Origin of the sequence: Paraburkholderia sp. GV068, from assembly GCF_003058125.1 — a bacterium.
GTDB lineage: Bacteria > Pseudomonadota > Gammaproteobacteria > Burkholderiales > Burkholderiaceae > Paraburkholderia > Paraburkholderia graminis.
On the sequence record NZ_QBUB01000002.1, the window covers coordinates 164,237 to 189,177 of the forward strand.

22 protein-coding genes are annotated in these 24,941 nt (G+C 63.7%); 8 read left to right on the forward strand and 14 right to left on the reverse strand.

Annotation, left to right across the window (positions count from 1 at the left end; translation table 11 throughout):
- Positions 1 to 35 precede the first annotated feature (35 nt).
- A complete protein-coding gene (locus tag C8K18_RS05650) occupies positions 36 to 965 on the forward strand; it encodes a LysR family transcriptional regulator (protein ID WP_107706906.1) in 930 nt (309 codons plus the stop codon).
- Between the two features lie 130 nt (positions 966 to 1,095).
- Positions 1,096 to 1,746, forward strand: a complete 651-nt coding sequence (gene folE / locus C8K18_RS05655) for a GTP cyclohydrolase I FolE (protein WP_053859977.1) — start codon at positions 1,096 to 1,098, stop codon at positions 1,744 to 1,746.
- Between the two features lie 12 nt (positions 1,747 to 1,758).
- On the opposite strand, the gene C8K18_RS05660 is transcribed toward folE, so the two are convergent.
- Positions 1,759 to 2,664, reverse strand: a complete 906-nt coding sequence (locus tag C8K18_RS05660; RefSeq protein ID WP_107706907.1) for a DMT family transporter — start codon at positions 2,662 to 2,664, stop codon at positions 1,759 to 1,761.
- Between the two features lie 242 nt (positions 2,665 to 2,906).
- Here C8K18_RS05660 and C8K18_RS05665 point away from each other — a divergent pair, with 242 nt between their 5' ends.
- The gene (locus C8K18_RS05665) at positions 2,907 to 3,983 is read left to right on the forward strand and encodes a VTT domain-containing protein (RefSeq protein WP_006049607.1); all 1,077 of its coding nucleotides are present in this window, start codon (positions 2,907 to 2,909) and stop codon (positions 3,981 to 3,983) included.
- 34 nt (positions 3,984 to 4,017) lie between these two features.
- On the opposite strand, the gene C8K18_RS05670 is transcribed toward C8K18_RS05665, so the two are convergent.
- Both C8K18_RS05670 and C8K18_RS05675 read right to left on the reverse strand, forming a co-directional pair.
- On the reverse strand, positions 4,018 to 5,592 hold the full coding sequence (locus tag C8K18_RS05670; protein ID WP_107706908.1) for a diguanylate cyclase: 1,575 nt from the start codon (positions 5,590 to 5,592) through the stop codon (positions 4,018 to 4,020).
- A gap of 88 nt (positions 5,593 to 5,680) precedes the next feature.
- A complete protein-coding gene (locus tag C8K18_RS05675) occupies positions 5,681 to 6,562 on the reverse strand; it encodes a CHAD domain-containing protein (RefSeq protein ID WP_107706909.1) in 882 nt (293 codons plus the stop codon).
- A gap of 215 nt (positions 6,563 to 6,777) precedes the next feature.
- Between C8K18_RS05675 and C8K18_RS05680 the strand changes: the two genes are divergently transcribed.
- Entirely contained in the window at positions 6,778 to 8,364 is a 1,587-nt protein-coding gene (locus C8K18_RS05680; RefSeq protein ID WP_107706910.1) for an inorganic phosphate transporter, read from the forward strand.
- Positions 8,365 to 8,541: 177 nt separating this feature from the next.
- Here C8K18_RS05680 and ppk2 read toward each other — a convergent pair whose 3' ends face one another.
- The 11 genes from ppk2 to C8K18_RS05735 form a co-directional block, all read right to left on the reverse strand.
- On the reverse strand, positions 8,542 to 9,468 hold the full coding sequence (gene ppk2 / locus C8K18_RS05685; RefSeq protein WP_006049611.1) for a polyphosphate kinase 2: 927 nt from the start codon (positions 9,466 to 9,468) through the stop codon (positions 8,542 to 8,544).
- Positions 9,469 to 9,576: 108 nt separating this feature from the next.
- Entirely contained in the window at positions 9,577 to 10,017 is a 441-nt protein-coding gene (locus tag C8K18_RS05690) for a VOC family protein (RefSeq protein ID WP_107706911.1), read from the reverse strand.
- Positions 10,018 to 10,181: 164 nt separating this feature from the next.
- Positions 10,182 to 11,915 (reverse strand): gamma-glutamyltransferase, encoded by a 1,734-nt coding sequence (ggt, locus tag C8K18_RS05695; RefSeq protein WP_107706912.1) that lies wholly within the window; start codon positions 11,913 to 11,915, stop codon positions 10,182 to 10,184.
- A 140-nt stretch (positions 11,916 to 12,055) separates the two neighbouring features.
- Complete coding sequence (locus C8K18_RS05700) at positions 12,056 to 13,462, reverse strand: aspartate aminotransferase family protein (protein WP_029966814.1); 1,407 nt, start codon at positions 13,460 to 13,462, stop codon at positions 12,056 to 12,058.
- A gap of 31 nt (positions 13,463 to 13,493) precedes the next feature.
- Positions 13,494 to 14,996 carry an NAD-dependent succinate-semialdehyde dehydrogenase gene (locus C8K18_RS05705; protein ID WP_107707132.1) on the reverse strand — a complete coding sequence of 501 codons (1,503 nt, stop codon included), beginning with the start codon at positions 14,994 to 14,996 and terminating at the stop codon, positions 13,494 to 13,496.
- 143 nt (positions 14,997 to 15,139) lie between these two features.
- Positions 15,140 to 15,631: an Lrp/AsnC family transcriptional regulator gene (locus tag C8K18_RS05710; protein ID WP_029966818.1), complete on the reverse strand. Its 492-nt coding sequence runs from the start codon at positions 15,629 to 15,631 to the stop codon at positions 15,140 to 15,142.
- Between the two features lie 5 nt (positions 15,632 to 15,636).
- Positions 15,637 to 16,659, reverse strand: a complete 1,023-nt coding sequence (gene doeB, locus C8K18_RS05715) for a N(2)-acetyl-L-2,4-diaminobutanoate deacetylase DoeB (RefSeq protein WP_107706913.1) — start codon at positions 16,657 to 16,659, stop codon at positions 15,637 to 15,639.
- A 5-nt stretch (positions 16,660 to 16,664) separates the two neighbouring features.
- Positions 16,665 to 17,891 carry an ectoine hydrolase DoeA gene (gene doeA / locus C8K18_RS05720; protein ID WP_029966822.1) on the reverse strand — a complete coding sequence of 409 codons (1,227 nt, stop codon included), beginning with the start codon at positions 17,889 to 17,891 and terminating at the stop codon, positions 16,665 to 16,667.
- A gap of 9 nt (positions 17,892 to 17,900) precedes the next feature.
- Positions 17,901 to 18,902 (reverse strand): cyclodeaminase, encoded by a 1,002-nt coding sequence (locus C8K18_RS05725; protein WP_107706914.1) that lies wholly within the window; start codon positions 18,900 to 18,902, stop codon positions 17,901 to 17,903.
- Entirely contained in the window at positions 18,899 to 19,906 is a 1,008-nt protein-coding gene (eutB, locus tag C8K18_RS05730; protein ID WP_029966826.1) for a hydroxyectoine utilization dehydratase EutB, read from the reverse strand. The genes C8K18_RS05725 and eutB overlap by 4 nt, the downstream gene beginning before the upstream one ends.
- A gap of 171 nt (positions 19,907 to 20,077) precedes the next feature.
- The gene (locus C8K18_RS05735; RefSeq protein WP_029966828.1) at positions 20,078 to 21,481 is read right to left on the reverse strand and encodes a PLP-dependent aminotransferase family protein; all 1,404 of its coding nucleotides are present in this window, start codon (positions 21,479 to 21,481) and stop codon (positions 20,078 to 20,080) included.
- Positions 21,482 to 21,759: 278 nt separating this feature from the next.
- Between C8K18_RS05735 and ehuB the strand changes: the two genes are divergently transcribed.
- The 4 genes from ehuB (at position 21,760) to ehuA (ending at position 24,907) form a co-directional block, all read left to right on the forward strand.
- Positions 21,760 to 22,614, forward strand: coding sequence for an ectoine/hydroxyectoine ABC transporter substrate-binding protein EhuB (gene ehuB / locus C8K18_RS05740; protein WP_006049622.1), 855 nt, complete (start codon positions 21,760 to 21,762; stop codon positions 22,612 to 22,614).
- An 87-nt stretch (positions 22,615 to 22,701) separates the two neighbouring features.
- The gene (ehuC, locus tag C8K18_RS05745) at positions 22,702 to 23,361 is read left to right on the forward strand and encodes an ectoine/hydroxyectoine ABC transporter permease subunit EhuC (RefSeq protein ID WP_029966830.1); all 660 of its coding nucleotides are present in this window, start codon (positions 22,702 to 22,704) and stop codon (positions 23,359 to 23,361) included.
- The gene (gene ehuD, locus C8K18_RS05750) at positions 23,358 to 24,017 is read left to right on the forward strand and encodes an ectoine/hydroxyectoine ABC transporter permease subunit EhuD (protein WP_006049624.1); all 660 of its coding nucleotides are present in this window, start codon (positions 23,358 to 23,360) and stop codon (positions 24,015 to 24,017) included. The genes ehuC and ehuD overlap by 4 nt, the downstream gene beginning before the upstream one ends.
- Positions 24,018 to 24,079: 62 nt before the next feature.
- A complete protein-coding gene (ehuA, locus tag C8K18_RS05755; RefSeq protein ID WP_053859969.1) occupies positions 24,080 to 24,907 on the forward strand; it encodes an ectoine/hydroxyectoine ABC transporter ATP-binding protein EhuA in 828 nt (275 codons plus the stop codon).
- Positions 24,908 to 24,941: the final 34 nt, after the last annotated feature.

A 24,941-nucleotide genomic window follows, 5' to 3' on the forward strand; every position in this document is an offset into this window, starting at 1 on the left:
ATACGAACAGGACCACGCGACCCTCGTCGAAAAGCATGTCGGACACGAACCTTGACCTGAACCTGATCCCCTACCTCGTTGCGATGGAGGACACGCGCAACGTGAGCCGCGCGGCCGAGCAGCTCGGCGTGAGCCAGCCGCGCGTGAGCACGGCGCTCGGCCGGCTGCGCGAATATTTCGACGACCCGCTGTTCGTGCGCACGTCCAAAGGCATGGAGCCCACGCCGCGCGCGCTGGCGATTCTGCCCGCGGCGCGCGACGCGCTTCTGCGAATCGAAAAAGGCATGCTCGACGCGCAGGAGTTCGGTCCCGACACGAGCACGCATACCTTTTCGATCGCGCTTTCCGACGTCGGCGAAATCGTGTTTTTGCCGCGGCTTTTGCAGCTTTTCGCCGAGCGCGCGCCGCACGCGAATCTGCGTTCGGTGTCGCTGCCGCCCTCGCATGTGGAACGCGGGCTCGAATCGGGCGATGTCGATCTCGCGGTCGGTTACTTCCCCGATCTGTCGGGCAATAACTTCTTTCAGCAGCGGCTCTTCACGCACCGGTTCATTTGCCTGATGCGCACCGGTCATCCGCTATCAAAAGCGCCGCTGACGCTCGCGCAATATGTCGCGTCGGGACACGCGGTGGTGCGCGCCGAAGGACGCAGCCAGGAAGTCCTCGAACAGTACCTCGTGAAAAAGCGCATCAAGCGGCGCGCGGTGCTGGAAACGCCGCATTTCATGAGCCTGCCGTTCATCCTCGCGCGCACGGATCTGATCGCCACGGTGCCGCACGCGATCGGCTTCGCGTATGTGTCCGAGCATGCGTCGATCACGCTCGTCGAACCGCCGCTGCCGCTGCCGCGCTTCGATTTGCGGCAGCACTGGCATCGCAAGTTTCATAACGATCCGCGCGGCACCTGGCTGCGCGGCGTGGTCGCGGAACTCTTCAACGACGCGCTCGACGAGTGGCCGAAATGAAACCGTCAGCTCCGCGACGCCTGAAGGGGCATCGGCACGTTATGCCGTAAACATGGAACAATGGCTGTACTCATGAACCCGCGCGCTCCACTCCACTCGAGGTCGACGCGCGATCGCGGAGGAGCGACGGATGACCAGCAGCAAGACAGAACAAACCACAGCCACGACGACAACCGAGGCCGCGAATGGCCGCCCGAGCCGCGAGGAAGCGGAAGCAGCGGTTCGCGTGCTGCTGCGTTGGGCCGGCGACAACCCGGAGCGCGAAGGGCTCATCGACACACCGGCGCGCGTCGTGCGCTCGTATGAGGAGTTCTATGCGGGCTATCAGATCGACCCGCGCGAGATTCTCGCCCGCACGTTTTCCGAAGTGGACGGCTACGACGAGATGATCGTGCTGAAGGACATCCGCTTCGAAAGCTATTGCGAACATCACATGGTGCCGATCATCGGGCGCGCGCATGTTGCTTATTTGCCCGGACATCGCGTGGTCGGCATCTCGAAGCTCGCACGGCTCGTCGACGCATTCGCGAAGCGTCTGCAGATTCAGGAAAAGATGACGGTGCAGATCGCCGATACGCTGAACGACGTGCTGCAACCGGAGGGCGTCGGCGTGATCCTCGAAGCCTCGCATCAGTGCATGTCGACGCGCGGCGTGCATAAGGCGGGCGTGACGATGGTCACGTCGCGCATGTTGGGCACGTTCCGCACGGACCCGTCCACGCGGCGCGAGTTTCTGTCGATCGTCGGCAATCCTGGCGCGGTGGCGGTGCATAACACGTAAGCGCGGAGTCCATCACGCCATCTTCCGCGCGCCGAGCGATTGTCCGAACGTCGCGAGCATCACGGCGCCCAGCACACAGGCCACGCCCGTAAGCTGCGCCGCGCTGACCGGCTCGCGCAGCAGCAGCGCGGCCAACGCCAACGCGCTGACCGGCACGAGCGCGGTCATCAGGCCGGCTTCCGCGCCGCTGACGCGCGCCGCGCCTTCATACCAGAGAACGAAACCGGCCACCGTCGGCACCAGCGCGTAATACAGCACGCCGCCGAGAGCCGCGGCGTCGATCGGCATGTTCCAGGCTCGCTCGAAGCAGGCGGGCACGATCGAAACCGCGAAGCCGATGCCGCACATCAACGCCGACAGCGGCAGCGGTGCAACCGGCGTGCGCAGCTTGCGATTGAGCAGAATGAACAGCGCCTCGCAGACGATCGCCGCGAACACCAGCAGGTTGCCAACAATAGAGCCGCCCGCGTGCGGCGCGGCGTTGTCGCCGGCATACACGGTGCACGCAAGCACGCCCGCTGTCGCCAGAACGATCGCGCCGAGCAGGGCCGGCGACGGGCGCTCGCCCAACGCGAGCATGGCCACCATCGCCGATACCGCGGGCAAGGTGCCGGCGATCACGCCGGCATCGCCGGCGGAGGCGAGCTTCATGCCGCTGATCAGCAACACCGTATAGCCGACGCTGCCCGCCGCGGCCTGCGCGATCACCAGCGCGGTGTCGCGACGGTCGAGGCGCGGCCAGCGCACGCCGCGCCAACGCATCACGAGCACAAACAACGGGAACGCAATCGCAAAGCGCAGCGCGGTCGCGCTGAACGGCGGCAAGCCGGCCGCAATGGACTTGCTGACCACCACCGTGCTGCCGACGCCGATCATCGCGAGCGCGCAGCAGACGTAGCCGACATACCGTGAATTCATCGTGCTTCTCCGGAACAAAGGGACCAGCACGCAGATTAAGCATGCGGCGCGCACAGGTCTTGAACGAAATTGCAGACCGACGCGCGATGGCCGCGTGCGCGATCCATCGAGTATCCTGATTGACGAAGCACGCGAAGGAAGCACGCGAAGCCGCGCGGGAACAGGCTTTGCGTACGCGTCGGGCCAGGCAGCCGGCAATACCGGCGCAGCCAACTTGCCAACAACAAACAGGAGCCGCTTAATTGGTCGAGTTTCCGTCGTCGGCGGTATCCACCTGGGGCGGCGCGATTGTCTTCGTCAACGTGCTGTTGACGCGCCTCGGCGTGCCGATTCCCGCGGTCCCCGTGCTGCTGTTCGCCGGTTCCGCGATTGCCGCGGGCAACCTGTCGTTCTGGCCGGTGCTCTCCGCGGCCGTACTGGGCGCGTTGATCGGCGACGGCGTCTGGTTCACCGCGGGCCGTCTTTACGGCCGCAAGCTGATCCGCGTGCTCGGCCAGATGCTGCCTGCCGTCGATGCTCGCGTCGAACAGGCGCGCGCGCTATTCGAGCGCTTCGGCGTGCCGCTCGTGTCGATCTCGAAGTTCGTGCCTGGCCTCGCGCTAGTCACGCCGCCGCTGATGGGCACCACAGCCGTCGACGCCCGCATCTATGCGCTGTGGGACCTCACCGGCGCGATGGCGTGGGCCACATTCTGGCTGCTCGGCGGCGCGGCGGCGGAGCGGCAGTTGCACATGCTGTTCGCGTTCGTCAGAGCACAAGGCGGGACCGTGATCGACCTGCTGATCGCCGTCGCGTTGCTGTATCTCGCGTACCGGCTCGTGATGCAGCGGCGGGCGCGGCGTGAGGCCGCTCTCATCGCCGATGGCGATGCCGACGCGGATGGCCGACGATCGCACGCATCGGGCCGCAAGCCGACGCCCAAGGTACTCGACGCCCGCCCGCAAAGCGCGGCGCTCGACGCCGCGTCGCCGATTCCCGGCGCGCTCGCACTCGATCCGCACTCGCCCGAACAGATCGACTTCGCACTGCGCGCCTACGACATGGTGATCTACTGCGTATGCCCGGACAGCGCCACCGCCGCCGAGATCAGCGTGCGGATGCGCAACTACGGCTATACGCGGATTCGCGCGCTGCATGGCGGACTCGATGCATGGCAGCGGCGCGGTTTTCCGGTGGGCTTGCTGCTCGCCGATGAGCCGTCGACGGGCAAGCTCGAGCACTCGCACGCCGAATCGGGCAGCGACGCAGACAATGCACGCACCGCGGACAACGCCGTGACGCTGCGCGGTTTTGCGCCGCGACGCAGGGCCAACGCATGAGCAACGTCGGCGCGTTGGCCGAGCGTCGTCTCGCTTACGACGGCGAGTCCGCCGCCACCGATCCCACCGCCGAGCGTCCGCAAGAAACGCGATTGCGTCCCGCCGCCTTCGCGAGATAAAGCTGCCGATCGGCGGCGGCCAGCAGATCGAGCGCGTTCGCGCCCTGCGCGGGCACCATCGTCGCGCAACCGACGCTCACCGTGACCGCCACGCTGCCGTCGCCGCCATGCAAGATGTCCTGCGCCTGCACGTTCCGGCGAATCTTTTCGGCCACGGCAGCGGCGCCATCGGCTGACGTGTCCGGCAGAATCACGGCAAACTCTTCGCCGCCATAGCGCGCGACCAGATCGACGGCACGGCGCACCGTCGACGAAATGCATTCGGCCACGGCGCTGAGCGCCTCGTCGCCGCTTGCATGGCCGTAGGTGTCGTTAAAGCGCTTGAAATGATCGATGTCGATGAAAAGCGCCGACAGCGGCTGACCCGTGCGCCGCGCGCGTCGCCATTCCTCGTCGAGCCGGTTGTCGAGCACGCGGCGATTGCTGAGACCGGTCAGCGGATCGGTCGCGGCGAGCCGCATCAGCGCGGCCTGCGCGCGCAGCTTGTCGCGCAGTGCAAACGCCAGCAGCCACGACACGATCACGAACACCGTGCCGAACGCGAGCGTCAGCGCGCCGACGATCATCGCGCGGTGGCGCCACGGCGAGAGCACGTCGTCGACGGCGGGCGCGACGGCTGCGATCAGCGGCGTGCCCGGCACATGCACGAACGTGAACATGCGTTGCACACCGTCGACGGCGGAGCGCGCCACATACGAACCGTCGCGCTGCGCGGCCATGCGCAGGAAAGTCGGCGAACCGGCGATGCTCGCGCCGATGTCGCGCGGCGAGTACGGCTTGCGCGCGATCAGCGTGCCGTCGTCCATCGCGATGAACACGGAGCCGTGCTGGCCCACGCTGATCCGGTCGAGCAGACGCTGGAAATACTCGATGCGGATCGCGAGCAATGCGACGCCGGCAAAGCCGCCGTTTTCGTCATTGATACGCCGCGTCAGACCTATCGACAACTTGCCGTCGCGCAAGCGCGAGCGAAACGGATGCGACAGATAAAGTCCCACTGCCGGATTGCGCTGATGCACGACGAAATAGTCGCGGTCGGTGAAGCGAACGGTCGGGCTGATCTCGCCGCTTTGCGACGCGATCACCTCGCCCTTCGCACCGACGACATATGCGCCGCCGAGATACGCGGCCGTGGTCGCGCGATCGAACAGCACCGCTCGCTGAAGGTCGGGCGGCAGATCCGCGCTCAGATGATGCTCGGCGCCGTCCACCATCGCCTGCAACGAAAGCGCGTAGATCTCGACGTTCCTTTCGAGGTCGCTGGAAATGATCGAGACGAGATTCTGCGACGTCTCGCGCGCATGGTCGAGCGCGTCGGCGCGGCCGTTGAGGAGCGTGAGCAGCGTGAGGCCCGCCATCGCGACGGCGACCAGCGTGCCGGCCAGACCCGCGAGCACCGGATGATTGCCCACGTAACGCGCGACGCCGGCTGCTCCGTGCCGCAAATTTCTGCGCCAGCGCCGTCGCTGCCAATGCGCTCGATGTGCCACCTGCGCGTTGCCTCCGTTGCAAGCGGGCCCGCATGAATCGACATCGGGCCGTTATGAGTTATTTACCTTCGGACGTTACCTTCGCGCGTCACAGTTTGCGCAGCAGCCCGGCTGCCGAACGCATCCGGCGCTTGCGCTCCTTGTGCAGCCACTGCAGCACGTCCGCTGCGTCGCCCGAGCCGGCGAACAGGCCGGCGTTGTCGCGCAGCAATACTTCGCTTGCGACAATATCGTTTAGTGTCCCGAAACGTTTTTGTACCTGCTTCAGACGCTTGAGCGTGCGCTTATGGCCGCCGCTCAGCACCGGCTCGAAGAATTCCAGCAGATAGCGGAGCTTCTTACCGGCTTTTCTTACGTCGTGAAAAGCCGCGTAGTTCGAGCGCTTTGCGTGGCGCGCGCGTTTCGCGCGCTTCATCAGCGAACGCTCGGACGCTGCGACCCGCTTGTTGGCAAACTTGCGCAGCGGCACGCGTTCATGTGCGGTATTGATGTCGGTGGATGCGCTCGTCAACGCGTCCCGCAGCAGATGTTTGACGTCCGCGTTCGTCAGCGTTTCGCGGCTCGTTGTGAGCGCATCGCCGCGCGCTTTCTCGAGCGTCGGCGCGACGCTGCCCGCGCCACTGTTTTCATGCCGGATCAGTTCGATCAGGATGTCCCAGTCGCGCGTCTTGCCGGCCGCCGTGGCCAGGTACTTGTAGAGCGCGCGTTGCCGGGTGTTTTCGCCCTTTTCGAGGAGCGGCGCGAAGGCCCACCACAACGAACGCAAGCGGCGCAGCGAAACGCGGAGTTTGTGCAGCGCTTCGGGCGATGGATCGTCGCGCACCGCATTGGCGTACGCGATCGCGTCGCTCACGAGCGGGGCCGCATACGATGCGAACGCCGCCTGCGCCGTCGGCTCGCTCGCGTTGGAACCGCTGGCCGCGGCGCCTGCGTCCGCTTTGCGGTTTTCCTTGTGACCGTCGCGCTTCATTGAAGCTCCCTGGAAAGTGCTGCGCGTTCCCAGCGTAGCAAAAAAGATTCCCGCATGCCGCTAGCACCCTGCCGCGCAGCGGCAAAACCGAGGCGCGATCCGCCAGCGTCGTCAGGTGCGAGCCCTTCTGTGCGAGCGCCGGCCGTTGTCATCGTACCGACACACGCGCCCAGCAGGATCGGTAGTTCCGCGACATTCTTCCAGGGGCACACGTCATGCCGGAGCTTTCATACCCGCAATCGAGCGGGGTCAGTGGCAAGGGGCGCAATCTTGGCCTCGTGGTTTTCCTCGCCGTCATCGTAGTCGGCATCGGCTATTGCAGCATGCAGCTCGTGGGCGACCTGCAACCCGTGCGCGAAGGTTCCATCCTGCCGTATCTGCTACTCGGCGTCGCACTGCTGATCGCGCTCGGCTTCGAATTCGTCAACGGCTTTCACGATACCGCGAACGCGGTGGCGACCGTCATCTACACGCATTCGCTCGCGCCGAATCTCGCGGTGGTGTGGTCGGGCACATGGAATTTTCTCGGCGTGCTGACTTCGAGCGGCGCGGTCGCGTTCGGCATTCTGCAACTGCTGCCGGTTGAACTGATTCTGCAAGTGGGCAGCAGCGCCGGCTTTTCGATGGTGTTCGCGCTGCTCATTGCCGCGATCATCTGGAACCTCGGCACCTGGTATTTCGGCTTGCCGTCGTCGAGCTCGCATACGCTGATCGGCTCGATCATCGGTGTCGGCCTGATGAATCAATTGATGCATGGCGCGAGCGGCGCGAGTGGCGTGGACTGGAACCAGGCGCTGGGCGTCGGCAAGTCGCTGCTGTTTTCGCCGCTCATCGGCTTTCTCGCGGCCGGCCTGCTGTTGATGATCCTCAAAGCCGTTGTGCGCGTGCCCGCGCTTTACGCCGAGCCGAAGGGCAAGGAGCCGCCGCCGTTCTGGATTCGCAGCCTGCTGATTCTGACCTGCACGGGCGTCTCGTTTGCGCACGGTTCGAACGACGGCCAGAAGGGCATGGGCCTCATCATGCTGATCCTGATCGGCACCGTGCCGACGGCGTATGCGTTGAACAAGGCCGTCACGCCCGCCGAAACGCAGACCTTCGTCGCGGTCGCCCAGCAAACGTCGGCCGCGCTCGCGCGCTACACGAACGGCGCGCCGCCGTCGGCCAATCCGCGCGCCGATGTCGAAGCCTATGTGCGTACGCATCAACTCACGCCTGCAACCGTGCCCGCGCTAAAACAACTGACGGATGTGATCGCGCAGCAGGTCGGCGCCTCGGGTTCGATGGCCGGCGTACCGCAAGGAATCGTCGATAACGTGCGCAACAACATGTATGTCGCGTCGGAAGCGATCCGCCTGATGAACAAGGCGAAGCAACCGGCGTTCGCACCGGAAGACGCGAAGGCCATCGACAACTTCAAGGCGCAAACGGATCACGCCACCAAGTTCATTCCGACGTGGGTCAAGGTCGCGGTCGCGATTGCTCTGGGCCTGGGCACGATGGTCGGATGGAAGCGGATCGTCGTGACTGTCGGCGAAAAAATCGGCAAGCAGCATTTGACGTACGGACAGGGCGCGTCCGCGGAACTGGTTGCGATGATGACGATTGGCGCGGCCGACATGTACGGTCTGCCGGTTTCGACGACTCACGTGCTGTCTTCCGGCGTGGCGGGCACGATGGCCGCGAACGGCTCGGGCTTGCAATGGGCGACGGTGCGCAGCCTCGTGCTCGCGTGGGTGCTGACGCTGCCGGTTTCGATCGCGCTCGCGGCGGGGTTGTATTGGGTGTTTCGGGCGGTGTTTTAAGGTGTTATGCAGCTTCGCTCAGACCGCAGTGGTTTAGCGCCGCTGCTGCGGTCTGAAGGCGCCGACATGATGCTGATGAGATTTGAGGCGATTAAGGCCCGCATTCGCCTCAAATCATGAGTCGATTAAAAGGCGCGCGCTTCTGAGTCGATCGCGCGCACGTAATCGACTCCCCCCTCAATAAACCTCAGGCACGATCATCGAAGCCGGCACCGGCTGGCGGCTGTACTCGTCGTGATAAACACGCGCGGGCAATTCGACACGCGGATGTTCGATCTCGTGATACGGCACCTGATTCAGCAGATGCTGGATGCAGTTCAGCCGCGCGCGCTTCTTGTCGACGGCCTGCACCACCCACCACGGCGCCTCGGGAATATGCGAGCGCTGCAGCATCACTTCCTTCGCCTGCGTATAGGCCTCCCAGCGGCGCCGGCTTTCGAGATCCATCGGACTGAGCTTCCACTGCTTCAGCGGATCGTGAATGCGGTTTTGAAAGCGGATTTCCTGCTCTTCGTCGGTGATCGAAAACCAGTACTTGACGATCTGCACGCCGCTGCGCACCAGCATCTTTTCGAACTCCGGCACAGAGCGGAAGAACTCTTCGTATTCGTCGTCGGTGCAAAAATTCATCACGCGCTCGACGCCCGCGCGGTTGTACCAGCTCCGATCGAACAGCACCATCTCGCCGCCGGCCGGCAGATGCGACACATAGCGCTGGAAATACCATTGCGTGCGCTCGCGATTGTTCGGCGCCGGCAGCGCCGCGACGCGGCACACGCGCGGATTGAGCCGCTGCGTGATGCGCTTGATCGCGCCGCCCTTGCCCGCGGCATCGCGTCCTTCGAAAATGACCACAAGGCGATGCCCCGTCTCAACGATCCAGTCCTGCAGCTTGACCAGTTCGCCCTGCAAGCGGAACAGCTCGCGGAAGTACATCTTGCGTGCTTCGCGGTTCTCCGGCGTGAAGGCTTCCGAACCGTCGAGTATGCGGTCGTCGACCTCCATCTCGAGTTCCTCGTCGTACGCGTCGATGAGGTCCTCCTCGAAACGGCGTTGCCGCTCAGTCAGCAACTCGGCTTCGGGTCTCGGGTCCTGCTCTTTCATTGCGGCTCTCCTGGCGACGGAAATGATCGGGCGCGCGGCGGCAAGCGCGACGCGGACGCGCCCGATTATCGGTGCGCCCGGTGTCAGCCGTGTTACCGTTCAGCCGTTTCATGATAGCGAGTTTTTCGCCGACGCCCGCGCGTCGCGCAACGGTTTCGCGAAGCTGAGTTCGTGGCCGTCCGGATCGCTGATATGAAAATAGCGCTCGCCCCAAGGCGCATCGGACGGCTCCAACGACGGCTCGAAGCCCGCCGCCAGCGCCTTGCGATAAACCGCGTCGACATCGGACACATAGACGATCACGCGGCCCCACCAATTCACCGGCGCACGCGGATCGGCGATCAGATTCAGATACGTGCCACCGAACTCGAACGACGTAAACGCCGCGTCTTCTCCACCGAATTTGAGCGGGAAGCCAACAGCCTGATAGAAGCGCACCGCTTGCTGCATGTCGCCGGTGGCGAGCGTAATCGCGCTGAGCGACTCGATGCGCGGCTCGGCATCGGACGATGGTGCAGGCACATCGGAAGGCGTGGCAGACGAATTCATGGTGGCTCACTCCCTGGGTAGCGGCCGCGAACGGCGCGCGAGTACCGGAAAGTGTCTCACACGGCACGGAAAAAAGACCCCGGGCTCTTTCGAGCGCGAGGTCTTCCGTTAATTGTGAGCGGCACATCTCAACCCATGCACCGCTCACACAATCCGCACAACGCTTACTGGATGATCCGCGTCACGCCACGGCCACGCGGATCGGCTGCCGGTTCGGGCGTGTTGTCGTTGATCTTGATCGCCTGAATGTCGCCGTTGAAATTCTGCGCCTTCAGCGTATAGCCCTTTGCTTCGACGGCCTTTGCAAGCTCGCCGTCGATCGGCATATACGGCTCCCAGAAAATCGTGTTAGGCGGCAGCAACTGATGATGGAAACGCATCGCGGCGACCGCTTCCGGCAGCGGCATATTGAAGTCGTAGACGTTGTTGATCACCTGGAAGATCGACGTGAAGATGCGCGAGCCGCCCGGCGTGCCGATGACAAGCGACACCTTGCCGTCTTTCGTCAGAATGGTCGGGCTCATGGACGAAAGCGGGCGCTTCTTCGGTTCGATCGAATTGGCGTCGCTGCCCACCACGCCGAACATGTTGGCGACGCCCGGCTTCGCGGAGAAGTCGTCCATCTCGTCGTTCAGCACGATACCCGTGCGATCGGCGACCACGCCCGAGCCGAAGTAACCGTTCACGGTGTACGTGTTCGACACCGCGTTACCCCACTTGTCGACCACCGAGAAATGCGTGGTTTCCGCTTTCTCCGGCATCGACGTGCCGAGTCCCGGCTGCACGCTCTTCGTGTCCGACGGCGTTTCCGTATTGACCTCGGCGGCGCGCTTCGCGATGTAGGCGTCGTCGGTCAATTGCGCGACCGGCACCTTGTAGAAGTCCGGATCGCCGAGATATTGCGCACGGTCCGCGAATACGCGCTTTTCGATTTCCGCGATCAGATGAATGTATTGCGGCGAATTGAGCGGCACCTCCTTGAAGTCGTCCGCGCGATCGGCTTTCATCTTCAGTAGTTGCACGAGGCCGATGCCGCCCGAACTCGGAGGCGGCGCGGTGTACACGCGGTAGCCCTTCCAGTCGGCCTGGATCGGCTGACGCCATACAGCCTTGTACTGCTGCAAGTCGGCCTTGGTGATGAGGCCGTGACCGCGCATGGACTCGGCGATCAGATCAGCCGTCTTGCCCGAATAGAAATCTTTCGCGCCCTGATCGGAAATCCGCTGCAATACGGCGGCGAGATCCGGTTGCTTGAAGTTGACGCCCTGCTTCATGTTGCCAAAGTAGGTGTCGAAGTTCGTCTTGCCGGCGAATTCCTTGGCCGCCGCATCGCGGCGCTCCTGCAATTGCTCGCTGACCACGAAGCCGTCGCGCGCATAGTGGATGGCCGGTGCGAGCACCTGCTTCCATTTGAGCTTGCCGAAGCGGCGCTGCGCCTGCCACATGCCATCAACGGTGCCGGGCACGCCCACCGCGCGATAACCGTACAGGCTCATGCCCTTGATGACCTCGCCCTTATCGTCGAGGTACATGTTCTTCGTTGCCGCCAGCGGCGCGCGCTCGCGATAGTCGAGAAAGTACGGCTTGCCGGCCACGTACAGCGTCATGAAACCGCCGCCGCCGATGTTGCCCGCTTCCGGATAAGTCACGGCAAGCGTGAAGGCGATGGCCACCGCGGCATCGACCGCATTGCCGCCTTCCTTGAAGATCTGTTCGGCGGCATCCGCGCTGTACTCGTCGGCGACCGCGATGGCGGACGCGGTGAGAACCGCCGGCTGCGCTTTGACGGGCGGCTTCGCGACGGCCGGCGTGGCCTCGAGAAAGCCGAAGGAAACAGACAACACAGTGGCCAGTGCGAACACGCTGGCCGACGATCTGGCGTTGCGGAACAACCTCATTGTTAATCCCCCAAGACGACTGTTTCACCTGACGATAACGACAGTTCCCTTGGGCTTATAACATGCGAAGCGCCTCTTTGCGAAGCCGCGCAAATCCGTAAGGCACCTGCTGCGGCACACAAAGAGGCGTACGGCTTCGATCAAACAGCAGCCGCGGGCGTGAGAACCTGCGAGGCCACTTCATCCACTGCGGCGCGAGCGAGCTTGACGATTTCGTCGACCTCGTCGCGCGAAGTCACGAGCGGCGGCGCGAAACCGAGAATGTCGCCATGCGGCATCGCGCGCGCAATCAGCCCGCGTTGCAACGCAGCAGCCGACACGCGCGGGCCGACCTTCAGCGCCGGATCGAACGGACGGCGCGCGTCCTTGTCGGCCATGAATTCGAGCGCGGCCAGCATGCCCACGCCACGCACTTCGCCGACGAGCGGATGCGAATCGAACGCGGCATGCAATTGCTCGAGCAGATACGCGCCGGTTTGCGCCGCGTTTTGCGTAAGATTCTCGCGCTCGAGAATATCGAGGTTCGCCAGCGCCGCTGCCGCGCAGATCGGATGTCCCGAGTAGGTCCAGCCGTGCCCCATCGGACCGAATTCCTGCGAAGCCTTGTCGATCACATCCCACACGCCTTCGCTCACAATCACGCCGGAGAGCGGCGCATACGCGCTCGTCAAACCCTTCGCGACGGTGATGAGGTCGGGCGTCATGCCGTAGTGCTGCGCGCCCATCTTCGAGCCGAGACGGCCGAAGCCGCACACCACTTCGTCGGAGATCAGCAGAATGTCGTGCTTCTTCAGCACCTCTTGGATCGCGGGCCAATAGCCGGCAGGCGGCGGCAGAATGCCGCCCGTTCCCATGACCGGTTCGCCGATGAACGCAGCGATCGTGTCGGCGCCTTCGCGCGCGATCAGTTGCTCCAGTTCCTCGACGCAATATGCGACGAACTGCGTTTCGTTCATGCCGGCCGGCGCATTGCGATACCAGTGCGGACACGTGGTGTGCTTGACGCGCTCGATCGGCAGGTCGAAGTATTGATGAAAACTCGGCAGACCCGTGAGGCTGCCCGTCACGATGCCCGAGCCGTGATAGCCGCGCTGCCGCGAGATGATCTTCTTCTTGTTCGGCCGGCCCTTCACGTTGTTGTAGTACCAGACGAGCTTGATCTGCGTTTCGTTCGCGTCCGAGCCCGACATGCCGTAGTACACCTTCTTCATGCCCTGCGGTGCCCAATCGATGATGCGCGACGACAGTTCGATGATCGTATCGGTCGAGTGGCCGACATACGTGTGATAGTAGGCAAGCTTCTTCGCCTGCTCGTAAATGGCCTCGGCAACTTCGGTGCGTCCATAGCCGATGTTCACGCAATAGAGACCCGCGAAGGCGTCGATAAAAGACTTGCCTTGATGGTCTTCAATGCGGATGCCTTTTGCGCCCGTCACAATGCGGCCCGGCAGCGCGCCGCTCGCATGGTCGTGAGCATGCGTCGACGGGTGCATGAAATGCGCGCGGTCGGCGCTGAAGAGTTGATCGAGTTGTTCGGGCTGAGTCATCAAATGCTCCTTCGTTGAATGCGTGAATGAGTTAGGCGGCCGCGGCGCTGCGAGCGGGCAGGCTTTGCGTCACCGGCAAGCCGAGTTGGCCGAGGCAGAAATAGCGTGTTTCCACAAAAGGTTCGAAGCCTTCGGCGCCGCCTTCGCGGCCGAGTCCCGACGACTTGATGCCGCCAAACGGAATCGGCGCACCCGTGAACTTCGCGCCGTTCACCGAGACCATCGCGAAGTCCAGGCGCCGAATCAGTTGAAAGACCGTGTTCAGATCGCGCGCGCAGACATAAGCGGCGAGACCGTACTCGGTGTCGTTCGCGCGCTCGATTACTTCGTCCAGCGAATCAAATGGCGTGAGTGCGGAAATCGGCGCGAAGTTTTCTTCGTCGTAGATGCGCATGCCAGGCGCGGCGTCGGCCACCACGGTCGGCTCGAAGAACCAGCCGCCGCGTTCGTGCGCCGATCCGCCAACCGTGATGCGCGCGCCCTTGGCTTGCGCATCGGCGACGCGCTGCACGGTCGTGTCGAATGCGGCTTGATGCATCAGCGGGCCGACGTCCACATCGGCTTCGAATGCCGAGCCCACTTTCAATGTGCGAACGGCGTCGCTGTATCGCGTGACGAACGTCTCGTACAACGGACGCGCAACGAAAATGCGATTGGCCGCGCAGCAATCCTGGCCCGACGTCTGGAATTTCGCGGCGATGGCGACGCGCACGGCCTGTTCGAGGTCGGCGTCTTCGGTGACGATGAACGGCGCGTTGCCACCCAGTTCCAGCGCCGTCTTCTTGATGCCCGCGTTTGCGACGGCCTGCATCACGAGCCCGCCGACGCGAGTCGAACCGGTGAAGCTCACCGAGCGCACGCGTGAATCCCCAACGAGCGTTTGCATCGCCATCTGCGGCTCGCCGAGCACCACGTTGAATACGCCCGCTGGAAAACCGGCTTCTTCGGCGAGTTGAGCGAGCGCGAGCGCGGAGAACGGCGTTTCGTGCGCGGGCTTCACGACGACCGTACAACCGGCCGCGAGCGCGGCGGCCGCCTTGCGCGTGATCATCGCGCAAGGGAAATTCCACGGCGTGATCAACGCGGCAACGCCCACCGGTTCGATCACGGTGCCGAGTTGCGCGCCGTCGATATGCGTGGGAATGGTGCGCCCATTCAGACGCCGCACTTCATGCGCGAACCATTCGACGAAGCTCGCGCCATACGCAATCTCGCCGCGTGCTTCGGCGAACGGCTTGCCCTGTTCGAGCGAGAGAATCGCCGCAAGGTCGTGCTGATGGCGCAGGATCAGTTCGTGCCAGCGCAGCAGCAGCGCCGAGCGCTTCGCGACCGGCAGCCAGCGCCACGCGGAAAAGGCGCGCTGTGCGGCGTCGACGGCTTCCGTGATCTGCGCCGCGTCGAGCATCGGCACATGCCCGAGCACTTCCTGATCCGCGGGATTGCGCACGGCGACACTTGCCGCGCTTGCGCTATGCACCCAGCGCCCGTCGACGTAACACAGCGATTTGAACAGAACCGGATGACCCAGCAACATGACGACCTCCTGTGTGCGATGTATGTCTGTCACTGTACGTTGAGCGGCCTCGCGGTTTTTTCGGTTCGCGTGCGCCGAAGCCGGCGTTTTTTCCGTAATGCGCGGCGGCGCGTGGTGTTTTTTCGGCAGCGTCGCCGCGTGCTTCAACTGTCGTCGCCGGACGATTCGTCGGCCCAGTCGGGCACACCTTCGGGCATGCTTTTCACGACCTTCGTGACGATGTACGTGAAGTACTTTTCGATACCCAGTTCAGCCGTGAGCAAGGAATCGATAAACCGCTGATAGTGGTCGATGTCGCGCGCCATCACGTGCATCACATAGTCGACGCCGCCGCCCGTCGCATGGCATTGCACGACTTCGGGCGACGCGCCAATGCGTTCCTCGAAACGCCGCATGTCCTGCGCGGTATGCCGCGCGAGCGTGACCTCAACCACCACGCGCGCGCCCTTGAACGCGCGCAGCCAGTCGACGTCCGCGCGGTAACCGCGAATCACGCCGCTGTCCTCGAGGCGCTTGACGCGCTCCCATGCCGGCGAAATCGACAGATTGATTTCCTCCGCGAGACGCGACTTCGTGATGCGTCCGTCGCGCGCAAGAATCCGCAGGATCGCGAGGTCGTAACGGTCGAGTTTCATCGCGCTCAGACGCTCACCGGTATGCCGCGTTCGACGACATCGGCGACCACCGCAACCGTATCGCCGATCCGCACGAGCCCCGGAAAATGCCGCGCCGCGAGCAGACCGCCGCGGCGCGCGCGATATTCGACCGGCGCAACGCCCGTGCGTGACGCATCGTAGATTCGCGCGATCACCTCGCCGCTTTCCACCATCTCGCCGAGGTCCTTGCACAATTCGAGAAGGCCATCGTGTTCGCTCGTGGTGAAGCAGGTGCCGTCGGGCATATCGAGCAATGTGGTGGTGCGTGCCGCTTGCTCGCCCGGTTCCTGAACGAGAATGCCCGCGTGCTGCAAAAATCCTCGCACGCCGCGCACTGCGATCGCGACGCTTTTTGCGCTGGCCGTGCCGCCGCCGCCGAGTTCCGTCGATACGAAAACCTTGCCCGCTTCCTCGGCCGCGGTATCGAAGAGTCCAACGCTGTCCAGTTCCAGCATACGCATCGAATAAGGAGCGCCGAATGCGCGCATCGCCGCTTCGCAGCGCGCCTGCTGCCGCTCGTCGGATAGCAGATGGATCGCGGCAAACGGCACGAAATCCAGCGTGCGGCCGCCGGCGTGCAGATCGAGCACATAGTCAGCGAGCGGCAGCAAATGGCGCTGAAAGTAATCGGCGATCTTTTCGGTGACGGTGCCGTCCGGCTTGCCAGGAAAACTGCGATTCAGATTGCCGCGATCGATCGGCGACGTGCGGCTGCCCGCGCGAAACGCCGGGTAGTTCATGAACGGCACGATAATCACGCGGCCTTTCACGTCCGCGGCTCTGAGCGTCGAAGCGAGTTGTGAAAGCGCGATCGGCCCTTCGTATTCGTCGCCGTGATTGCCGCCTGTGAGCAACGCGGTCGGCCCTTCGCCGTTGCGAATCACGGTGACGGGAATCATCACGGCGCCCCACGCGGACGCATCGTGCGAATGCGGCAGTTTTAGAAAGCCATGCTGTTCGCCGTCGACATTGAAGTCGACGGTCGGCTGAATAGGCGAGGCGCGCATATGCACTACTCCTTCACGAACAGCTTGCGCGGCGTATTGCAGAACGTCTCGACACCGTTCTCCGTGATCAGGATGCTTTCGGTAATTTCGAGTCCCCAATCGTCGAGCCATAGGCCCGGCATGAAGTGAAACGTCATGCCCGGTTCGAGCACGGTCTTGTCGCCTGGACGCAGGCTCATGGTGCGCTCGCCCCAATCGGGCGGATAGCTCGCGCCGATCGGATAGCCGCAGCGGCTGTTCTTTTCGATGCCGTATTTATGCAGCATCGCGAAGAATGCATTGGCGATGTCCTCGCAGGTGTTGCCCGGTTTCGCCGCGGCGAGCCCGGCCTCGATGCCTTCCACGACCGCGCGTTCGCCGTCGATGAAATGCTTGGGCGGCTTGCCGAGAAACACCGTGCGCGACTGCGGACAGTGATAGCGCTTGAAGCAGCCGGCGATTTCGAAGAACGTGCCCGCGCCTTTCGCGAACGGCGTGTCGTCCCACGTGAGATGCGGAGCGGCGGCGTCCGCGCCGGTCGGCAGCAATGGCACGATGGCCGGATAGTCGCCGCCGTAACCGTCCACGCCGCGAATGCCCGTCGAATAGATCTCGGCCACCAGATCGTTCTTGCGCATGCCCGGCTCGATTCGCTCGACAATGCGCTCATGCATCGCCTCGACAATACGCGCCGCCACGCGCATATATTCGATTTCACGCGGCGACTTCACCGCGCGTTGCCAGTTCACGAGGCTCGTTGCGTCATGCCATTTCGCGTTGGGCAGATGCTGGACGAGCGAGCGGTAAGCCGCTGCGCTGAAATAGTAGTTATCCATTTCGACGCCGATTCTCAGCGCGCCCCAGCCGCGCGCTTCAATCACATCGCGCGCGAGGTAGTCCATCGGGTGACGCACGGCGGACTGCACATAATGATCTGGATAACCAACTATATGGTCGTGCTGCATGAACACCGTGCGCTTCGCGCCGTTTGCGTCCTGACCGCGGCCGAACCATACCGGCTCGCCGTCGAGCGCAAGCAGCACGCATTGGTGCACGTAGAACGACCAGCCGTCGTAGCCGGTCAGCCACGCCATATTGGTCGGGTCCGACACGATCAGCAGTTCGATCCCGGCGGCCTGCATCGCCTTGCGGGTCTTGCCGATACGTGCGTCGTATTCCGCTCGTTCGAACGGCAGGCGTACAGCCAACGCCTGATCGCTCACATTGCGTTCCAGTTGAGTTGTCTCGGACATCGTCCCCTCTTAGCGCTCTACATCGTTACGAAAAACGGTTCCTGCGTTCGCGGCTCGCGCGCGCTGCAATGCGAGCGCGGCAATCGCCGTGTCCTGTGCGCCGGTGCCAGTCAGATCGCAGATCGTCACGTCCGTATCGCTCGTCCGGCCCACGGCCTTGCCCGCGATCACTTCGCCCAGCTCGGCAATCGAGGCGTCGGCCTTGATCGCGCGCGCATTCAGCGCATGATGCAATTCGCCCAGTACGCAGGTTTGCTGCACGCGATCGCAGATGTAGCGCGCCGCCGCCAATGCCGCCGGCGCGATCTCATTCTTGTGCTCGGCGTCCGAGCCCATTGCTGTGATATGCAAACCGGCGTGCAGATGCGCGGCTTCGATCAGCGGTGTGCGGCTCGGCGTCGTCGTGATCGCGACGTCCGCTTCGGCCAGCGCATGAGCGACATCGCGTGCGGCTTCGCAGCGCACGCCGAGCGTTGCGTTCATCTCTTCGGCAAACCGCTCTGCGTTGGACCGATTGCGAGCCCACACGCGAACGTGTTCGACGCGGCGCACCAGCATCAGCGCCTGCAATTGCAGACGCGCCTGTTCGCCCGCGCCGAGCACCGCAACTTGCGGCGTGTGCTGCTTCGCGAGCCAGCGCGCCGCGACCGCGCCGGCGGCTGCGGTACGCACCGCCGTCAGATAGCCGTTATCGAGCAGCACCGCTTCGGTCAGGCCGGTCTTTGCGGACAGCACCAGCATCAAACCGTTCAGGCTCGGCAAACCGAGCGTCGGGTTATTAAAGAAGCCCGGACTCACCTTGATCGCGAAGCTGTCGAAGCGCGGCAGATAAGCGGTCTTGACATCGACCTCGCCGTTTTGCGCGGGCAGATCGAGACGCAAGATCGGCGGCATCGCGACATCTTCCGTGGCCAGCGCGAGGAAGGCGGCTTCGACCTGATCGATTGCCGCGAGATCGAGCGGCACGAGTTCGCGAAGCTGCGCTTCGCCGAGCAATGTGATGGACGTCATGAGCTTTGATGAGAATGGGATTGCGCGGGCATCGCACTGACGATGCGGCGATGCAGATCGATGTCGATATTCGCGCCGGTCACGATGATGACCAGCGGGCCGCGTTCAGCACGCGTGTCGTGCAGCGAGCCGTCGAGCAGCGCGGCGAAGCCCACTGCGGCCGCGCCTTCCACGACGAGACGTTCATGCTGATAGGCATGCACGATGCCGCGCGCAATCGAGTCCTCATCGAGCAACAACGTGTTGTCGATGAGATCGCGCGTGAGCCGGTACGTATAGCGGTTTTCGAGGCCGATGCCGCCGCCGAGCGAATCGGCCAGCGTATCCAGCTCTTCGACAAGCACGGGGCGTCCCGCTGCGAGACTCGCATGCATGGCTGCGCCGCGCGCCATCGTCACGCCCGTCATGCGAATCGCGCGATTCGCGCTTCGGGCCGCGAACGCAACGCCCGCAAACAGACCGCCGCCGGACAACGGCACGACGATATGCGCGACGTCCGGCAACGCTTCGACGATCTCGAGCCCGATGGTCGCCTGCCCCGCGATCACGTTGAGATCGTCGAACGGGGGCACATAAGCAAAGCCTTCTTCGCGCACGAGCCGCAGCGCTTCATGTTCCGCATCGTCCTGGCTCTTGCCGACAATGCGCACTTGCGCGCCGAGCGCGCGCACGGCCTCTACTTTGTTGCCGGGCACGAGCGCCGACATGCAGACCGTCGCCTCGATACCGAGCGCACGCGCCGCATGTGCCACCGCACGCCCATGATTTCCCGTCGATGCAGTGACGACCTTGCGACAGCCCTGCTCGACAAGTTGAGCGAGCGCGTTGGTCGCGCCGCGCAGCTTGAAGCTGCCGGTGGGCTGCACCGTTTCGAGCTTGAGGAACACCGGCGCACCGGCAATGGCCGACAGGCTCGGCGATTCCATAAGCGGCGTGCGCAACACGCGCCCCTCGATACGGCGACGCGCGCGATAGACATCGGCCAGCGACAGAACAGCGGACATGAACTCGGCCCTGCACGAAAGGGTTAATTCGATGCCTGCGCTGCTTCACGACGACTAACGCGTCATGCCGGCTGCGGCCGCATCGTTTGAATGCAGCCCAGTCTAATGTTCTAAAAAACGATTTCTATTGTCCTAGTTCATTTCGCGCACACTGCGCGAGCCATGCAGCGTTTATGTGAAATCGTGCACCTGAGGATACTGCTCGAACACCTCGCGCATCGTGTCGAGCGCCGCCTTGTAGGTATCGTCGCTCACTTCCGCGCCGACACACACGCGCACTGCGTTCGGCCGGTCCGCGCCGCGCACGAGAAACGGATCGGCGGAAGTCACCGCGATGTCGCGATTGCGCAGTTCCCGCACGAGCCGCTCGGCCTGCCAGTGCTCGGGCACGCGCAGCCACGCGGACAGCGCTTGCGGATGCGCGCCAAGCACATAGCCGCCGAGCGTTTGCTGAAGCAGCGCCTGGCGTCGTCCGAGCCGTTCGCGCTGAACCTGCACGAGGCGCTCCGCTGTGCCGTCGACGATCCAGCGCGTCGCGACCTCGGCCATCGGCGACGTGGCCATCCAGCTACTCACGCGCAACACGCTTTCCGCGCGTAGCGCGAGTCGCCGCGGCGTGGTCAGATAGCCGATGCGCAAGCCCGTCAGCACCGACTTCGTCATGCTCGTGCAGTAGAACGACAACTCGGGGATGAGGCTCGCAATCGGCGTCGCGGCCTTGGCGGGCAACGGTCCGTAGACGTCGTCCTCGATCACGTACACGCCGTAGCGCTCCGCAATCCGTGCGATCGCCCGGCGGCGCGAGTCGGGCATCATCGCGACAGTGGGATTGTTCAGCGTGGGCGTGCAGACGAGCGCACTGATCCGCTCGCTGTCGCACATCTCTTCGAAATGCTCGGGATGGATGCCGTATTCGTCGATTTCGAGTCCCTTCAGCGTGAAGCCGAGCACGTTGGCCGAGCCGATCACGCCGTGATCCGTGAGGCTTTCGCACAGCACGGTATCGCCGGGACCGACGAGCGAGGCGAGCGCGAGAAAGATGCCGTGCGCCGCGCCGTTCGTCACGAGCAACGTATCCGCCGAAGCCGGCATGCCCAACGACGCGAGCCACGCCACGCCCGCCTGCCGATGATGCTCGAAGCCGGCAATCGGCCGGAATGCGCGAATCCACGGCTGGTCGTCGAGCGTGGACAGCGTCGCGCAGACCTTGCGCCACATCGCATCGTGCTCGGGCGTATGAATGATGCGCGCAATCGAAAAGTCGACCACCGAGCGCTCGGCCGTGTCGAGCATGTAGTTCGACATGGTTTCCGTGACGCGCGCCGCAACGAAACTGCCGCGCCCGACCTCGCAGCGAATCAGCCCTTGCCGCTCGAGCTCCTTATAGGCGTTGGTCACCGTCTGCACGCTGATCGCGAGTTCCGCGGCGACATCGCGTTGCGGCGGCAGCCGCGCGCCCGCAGGCAGCGACGCGCTTTCGATATCGCCCGCAATCGCCTTCACCAGCCGTTTGTACTTCGACTCCACGCCGTGCACCGCACGCACCGCATCACGCCACTGCCCAATCACTTGCATCCTCCGTCATTCGATGTCGCGGCTCGTGCGACGCGTTACTGCGCCTGTCCTGTCGTCGTATACCCTTGCCCGACAGCCGCGTATAAGCCCGCCGCGCCGCCTATTCCCGCTTCCCATACTGCCGCGAAACAGGCCCAGAAAATTATTGTCCTAGAGCAATCGGATTAAAAAATTGGCTTTGTATGCTGCATTCAAGGTTGCGGCGGAAGGCCGGGCAAGACGCCTAATTCATCACCTCATTCACCACATCATTCACCACTGCTATCAACGGAATCGATATGAAAGCGAAGCGCACTTCAGGATTGCTGGGAGCCCTCTGCGTCGCCGCGGCGACCCTGAGCATGGCGGCGCAACATGCGTCGGCTGAAACGACGTTGCAGCGCATCCAGCGCACCGGCGAAGTGCGTATCGGCTACGCGAACGAAGCGCCGTTCGCGTACACGACGCCGGACGGCAAGGTGACCGGCGAGTCTCCGGAAATCGCCCGCAAGATTTTTGCGCGGATGGGCGTGAAGAAAGTGGACGGCGTGCTGACCGAATGGGGCTCGCTGATTCCTGGCCTGCGCGCGGGCCGCTTCGACGTGATCGCGGCCGGCATGTACATCACGCCGGAGCGCTGCAAGCAGGTCGCGTTCGCGAATCCGCAGTATCAGATCCAGGACACGCTGCTCGTGCCCAAAGGCAATCCGAAGAATCTTCATAGCTACGCGGATATCGGCAAGCAGCCCGACATCAAGCTCGCGGTGATGGCGGGCGCGGTGGAACTCGCCAATTCGCGCGATGCCGGCGTGAAAGACGCCCAGCTCATGCAGGTGCCGGACACGACCGCGCAATTGCAGGCCGTGCGCGCGCGCCGCGCCGACGCCGCGGCCGGCACCGCGTTGACCATGAAGGGCCTCGCCGCGAAAGCCTCCGACCAGGTGGAAGCGGTTGCCAATTTCAAGGGCGACCCGAAGCACACCGGCTACGGCGCGCTCGCATTCCGCCCCGAAGACACGGACCTGCGCGATGCGGTCAACAAGCAATTGCACGATTGGCTCGGCACGCCCGATCATCTGCAAACTGTCGGCGCATTCGGTTTCGACAAAACCAATCTGACGACGCGCACCGCCGCCGACATCTGCGGCAAGTGAGCGAGTCTCGGGCGTGCCGGCCAACGCCGGCCCTGAATTCAAAAGCGTGTGCACGCGCACATGCCGTCATGCAAGCGAGGACCCGCCATGCGTGAACTGTTTCCCCTGCTGCTTCAAGGCACACTCGTGACGGTCGAGATCGCCGCGCTGGCCACGGTGCTCGCGATCGCGATGGCGTTTATCGCGACCGCAGCCAAGCTCGCGCCGTGGACGCCGCTGCGCTGGCTCGGCAATGCGTACGTCGAGATATTCCGCGGCACCTCGTTGCTCGTGCAACTGTTCTGGTTTTTCTTCGTGCTGCCGCTGCCGCCGTTTCGCATCGAAATGACGCCGTTTACGGTGGCTATCGTCGGACTCGGTTTGCATTACGGCGCGTACGGTTCCGAGATTTTGCGTGGCGCGTTGCGTTCGGTGCCCGGCGGACAATTCGAGGCCGCGCTCGCGCTCAACATGTCGCCACTCACCAGAATGCGCCGCATCATATTGCCGCAAGCGATGATCAATGCGCTGCCGCCCGCGACCAATCTGATGATCGAGTTGCTCAAGGGCACCTCGCTCGTGTCGCTGATTACGCTCTCCGATCTGACGTTTCGCGCACGGCAACTCGACGAAGCGACCTTCAAGACCGCGGAGATTTTCATGCTCACGCTCGTCATCTACTTCGTGCTCGCGCAGATTCTGGTTGCGTTGATGCGGCATTTCGAGCGCCGCGTGAGCCACGGCATTCTCCAGAGGGCCGCCCGATGAACAGCTTCTTCGACCTGCATTACGCGGAGCAGATTCTGCCGGCGCTGTTGCGCGCGTCGATGTACACGATCTTCATCACGTTGATCGGCTTTGCGATCGCGCTCGTGCTTGGCCTCGTGCTGGCCGTGCTGCGGCGCAGTCCGGTCAAGGCCGTGTCGCGCACAGTCGGCTTTATCGTCGAATTCATTCGCAGCACGCCGCTGCTGATTCAGGTCTACGTACTGTTTTATGTGCTGCCCGTGTATGGCATCACGATGTCCGCATTGACGGCGGGCACTGTGGGTATCGCGCTGCATTACGCGTGCTACACGTCGGAGGTGTATCGCGCGGGACTGAACGGCGTGGCGCGCGGCCAGTGGGAAGCGGCTTGCGCGTTGTCGTTGTCGCCGTGGCGCACGTATAGCGGCGTGATTCTGCCGCAGGCGATTCGCCCGGTGATTCCCGCGCTCGGCAATTACCTGGTGGCGATGTTCAAGGACACGCCGGTGCTGTCGGCGATTACCGTCGTCGAATTGATGCAGCAGGCGAAGAACATTGGCTCAGAAACGTTTCGCTATCTCGAGCCGATTACGCTGGCCGGCATCTTCTTTCTGTTAATCAGCATCACGTTCGCGCAACTCGTGCGGCGGCTCGAGTACGGTCTGAGGTTGCCATGACCGTGAGAACCGACGTCGACACCCCGACCCCGCCGCATTCGGCCTTATCCGTGGAGAACCCGATGAAACGAGACGATCCCGCTTCCGTACTCGACCCGCAGGCCGGCGCACCGGGCGAGGCGCCCATGGTGCGCTTCGCCGGCGTCACGAAGCGCTATGGCGCGCTGACGGTGCTCGACGAACTCGACCTGGATATTGGCCGCAACGAGAAAGTCGCGATCATCGGTCCGAGCGGTTCGGGCAAGTCGACGTTGCTGCGCGTGCTGATGACACTCGACCCGCTCACGGGCGGCATGATCGAAGTAGACGGCGAGCCGCTCACGCATATGCGCAAGAACGGCGAGCTGGTGCCCGCATCGCTGAAACATTTGCGGCGCGTGCGCAGCAAGATCGGCATGGTGTTTCAGAGCTTCAACCTGTTTCCTCACATGACGGCGCTCGCCAATACGATCGAAGCGCCGATGCAGGTACTCGGCCTGTCGCGCAAGGAAGCGACCGAGCGCGCACGCGATCTGCTGTCGCTCGTCGGCCTCGAGGACAAGTGCAATCACTATCCGTCGCAGTTGTCGGGCGGTCAGCAACAGCGCGTCGCGATTGCGCGGGCGCTGGCGATGCGGCCCAAGGTGATGCTGTTCGACGAAGTGACGTCGGCGCTCGATCCCGAGTTGTGCGGCGAGGTGCTGAACGTGATTCGCCGTCTCGGCAGCGAGCACAATCTGACCATGCTGATGGTCACGCATCAGATGGGCTTCGCGCGCGAATTCGCGGACCGTGTGTGCTTTTTCTCGCAAGGCAAGATCATCGAGCAAGGTCCGCCGCAGCAGTTCTTCAGCGCCCCGCAGCATGAGCGCACGCAGCAGTTCCTGCGCGCGGTGAAGGAAGCGGTGTAGCGTCAGCGCGGCGCTTATCGCGCCGCTTCATGCG

Bases quoted from the DNA above. Each gene is read 5' to 3' on its own strand.
- C8K18_RS05650 (WP_107706906.1), top strand. From the start codon at position 36: ATGTCGGACACGAACCTTGACCTGAACCTGATCCCCTACCTCGTTGCG.
- folE (WP_053859977.1), top strand. From the start codon at position 1,096: ATGACCAGCAGCAAGACAGAACAAACCACAGCCACGACGACAACCGAG.
- C8K18_RS05660 (WP_107706907.1), bottom strand. From the start codon at position 2,664: ATGAATTCACGGTATGTCGGCTACGTCTGCTGCGCGCTCGCGATGATC.
- C8K18_RS05675 (WP_107706909.1), bottom strand. From the start codon at position 6,562: ATGAAGCGCGACGGTCACAAGGAAAACCGCAAAGCGGACGCAGGCGCC.
- C8K18_RS05680 (WP_107706910.1), top strand. From the start codon at position 6,778: ATGCCGGAGCTTTCATACCCGCAATCGAGCGGGGTCAGTGGCAAGGGG.
- ppk2 (WP_006049611.1), bottom strand. From the start codon at position 9,468: ATGAAAGAGCAGGACCCGAGACCCGAAGCCGAGTTGCTGACTGAGCGG.
- C8K18_RS05690 (WP_107706911.1), bottom strand. From the start codon at position 10,017: ATGAATTCGTCTGCCACGCCTTCCGATGTGCCTGCACCATCGTCCGAT.
- ggt (WP_107706912.1), bottom strand. From the start codon at position 11,915: ATGAGGTTGTTCCGCAACGCCAGATCGTCGGCCAGCGTGTTCGCACTG.
- C8K18_RS05700 (WP_029966814.1), bottom strand. From the start codon at position 13,462: ATGACTCAGCCCGAACAACTCGATCAACTCTTCAGCGCCGACCGCGCG.
- C8K18_RS05705 (WP_107707132.1), bottom strand. From the start codon at position 14,996: ATGTTGCTGGGTCATCCGGTTCTGTTCAAATCGCTGTGTTACGTCGAC.
- C8K18_RS05710 (WP_029966818.1), bottom strand. From the start codon at position 15,631: ATGAAACTCGACCGTTACGACCTCGCGATCCTGCGGATTCTTGCGCGC.
- doeB (WP_107706913.1), bottom strand. From the start codon at position 16,659: ATGCGCGCCTCGCCTATTCAGCCGACCGTCGACTTCAATGTCGACGGC.
- doeA (WP_029966822.1), bottom strand. From the start codon at position 17,891: ATGTCCGAGACAACTCAACTGGAACGCAATGTGAGCGATCAGGCGTTG.
- C8K18_RS05725 (WP_107706914.1), bottom strand. From the start codon at position 18,902: ATGACGTCCATCACATTGCTCGGCGAAGCGCAGCTTCGCGAACTCGTG.
- eutB (WP_029966826.1), bottom strand. From the start codon at position 19,906: ATGTCCGCTGTTCTGTCGCTGGCCGATGTCTATCGCGCGCGTCGCCGT.
- C8K18_RS05735 (WP_029966828.1), bottom strand. From the start codon at position 21,481: ATGCAAGTGATTGGGCAGTGGCGTGATGCGGTGCGTGCGGTGCACGGC.
- ehuB (WP_006049622.1), top strand. From the start codon at position 21,760: ATGAAAGCGAAGCGCACTTCAGGATTGCTGGGAGCCCTCTGCGTCGCC.
- ehuC (WP_029966830.1), top strand. From the start codon at position 22,702: ATGCGTGAACTGTTTCCCCTGCTGCTTCAAGGCACACTCGTGACGGTC.
- ehuD (WP_006049624.1), top strand. From the start codon at position 23,358: ATGAACAGCTTCTTCGACCTGCATTACGCGGAGCAGATTCTGCCGGCG.
- ehuA (WP_053859969.1), top strand. From the start codon at position 24,080: ATGAAACGAGACGATCCCGCTTCCGTACTCGACCCGCAGGCCGGCGCA.